Origin of the sequence: Flavobacterium sp. LMO6 (genome assembly GCF_009495795.1) — a bacterium.
Classification (GTDB): Bacteria; Bacteroidota; Bacteroidia; order Flavobacteriales; family Flavobacteriaceae; genus Flavobacterium.
The window spans coordinates 1-1,549 of record NZ_WIBH01000038.1 but is presented as its reverse complement, the minus strand read 5'-3'; the positions used below and the strand labels follow the sequence as shown (position 1 = coordinate 1,549).

2 protein-coding genes are annotated in these 1,549 nt (G+C 27.8%); both read right to left on the bottom strand.

Going from position 1 to position 1,549, the window contains the following annotated elements; all coding sequences use genetic code 11:
• Nucleotides 1-191: 191 nt before the first annotated feature.
• Entirely contained in the window at nt 192-776 is a 585-nt protein-coding gene (locus tag GFJ99_RS13220; protein ID WP_153209514.1) for a hypothetical protein, read from the bottom strand.
• A gap of 171 nt (nt 777-947) precedes the next feature.
• Nucleotides 948-1,454, bottom strand: a complete 507-nt coding sequence (locus GFJ99_RS13215; protein ID WP_153209512.1) for a hypothetical protein — start codon at nt 1,452-1,454, stop codon at nt 948-950.
• Nucleotides 1,455-1,549: the final 95 nt, after the last annotated feature.

Genomic DNA, 1,549 nt, shown 5'->3' with positions numbered 1-1,549 from the left:
AAATTTCCAACATTAAACACATTCGTTCAATTCGGAAAGCTATTAGTTACAACGTTATGTGGCTTGCTTTCAGTGGCGTTGAACCAACACCAAGCCATTACAAATATAACAAAACATTCCATTCAGCAGCGGATTTTCCGTAGGAAAATCCGGAAGAAGCCATTGAAGCAAACCGCTGTTACCAGCAGTAATTATTTAGTTTTTCTTATTGCTTTTAAATTATCAATAAGTAAATTATCCAAATCAACATAGTATTCTAAAGTTCTAATTACTTTTTGCTCTTCATTATTTTTAACAACTAAACTATCAAGAAAGACAGTTTCAACTATTTTCCCTTTTTTAGATAATTTACTTTTGTAGTCTTCTATCACGCCATCCATGTTGAAAAAAGCAGTGTCTAATTTTATATTTGAAAAGTTGTCAAAATTAGAATTAATACTATCGCTAAAAATAAATTGTATAAATCTTTTTTTGGGAATAGGATATTTACTGTAATGAGAATAAAAGTAGAGATCACCATTTTTTACTTCTAAAAAAGTACTTTTTGTAAAATCTATTTTATTATTGTCCTGAAAAGTAATCATTTCTTTAATTGGCTTCTCGGGAGTGTTTAAAAAACTATAAACTCTAATTATTTCATTTTGCTTGTTTAACTCTACTTTAACACTGTCAATTAAATTTTCTTGACTTTTTAAATCTTCATGAATAACTTTCTTATCTCTTGAACATGATAAAAATAATAAAGGAATTAAAATAATTATTAGTTTTAAATTCATTTTATAAAGTTAGATTTATTATTGCTGGTAACGTTATGTGGCTTGCTTTCAGTGGCATTGAACCAACACCAAGCCATTACAAATATAACAAAACATTCCATTCAGCAGCGGATTTTCCGGAGGAAAATCCGGAAGTAGCCATTGAAGCAAACCGCTGTTAGCAGTAGTACTTTATTTTTCGGTTATACTTTTTAAATTTAGCAGTTCGATTGCAGCATTTTTAGCTTCTTCGGTCAGTTTATCTTCAGATAATTTCCTGTTAAGTTCGGCTTCAGATAAATTTTTAAATTGATTTTTAAAAAATTCTATTTTTCTGATTTTTTGATTTTCAATTTCTTCTTCGTCTTCAGCAAACCATTTTTCTTTTAAGTCTAAAACTTGATTTCGTTTTCGATAAAGTAAAACTAATAAAAGTATAAAATTTGGAATACTTATTACTCCAAAATTTAAGCTGAAAGCAAGACTGAATTTTATTAAATTAAATGATGAAAAAAGTAAAATTACGATTAAAATTGTCAAGCTAATTTCTGTGAGTTTTTTATTTGTCAGCGTAACAATTGATAAACCAATAATTCCAAAAATAAAAAATATGTCAAACTTGTAATTTAAATATAATGATAGAATTACACTTAGCCAAAGTATAAATATAATTATTATTTCTGTTGTAATTTTCTTCATTAAGTTCTTGTTTTCTGTGAGTTTCGATAGTATTGCTGCTAACGTTTCGCGGCTTGAAAATTGTGGCGAAAAACCAGCACCAAGCCTTCACAAAT

Excerpts from the sequence above, each read along its gene's own strand:
- GFJ99_RS13220 (WP_153209514.1), bottom strand. The coding sequence starts at position 776 with ATGAATTTAAAACTAATAATTATTTTAATTCCTTTATTATTTTTATCA.
- GFJ99_RS13215 (WP_153209512.1), bottom strand. The coding sequence starts at position 1,454 with ATGAAGAAAATTACAACAGAAATAATAATTATATTTATACTTTGGCTA.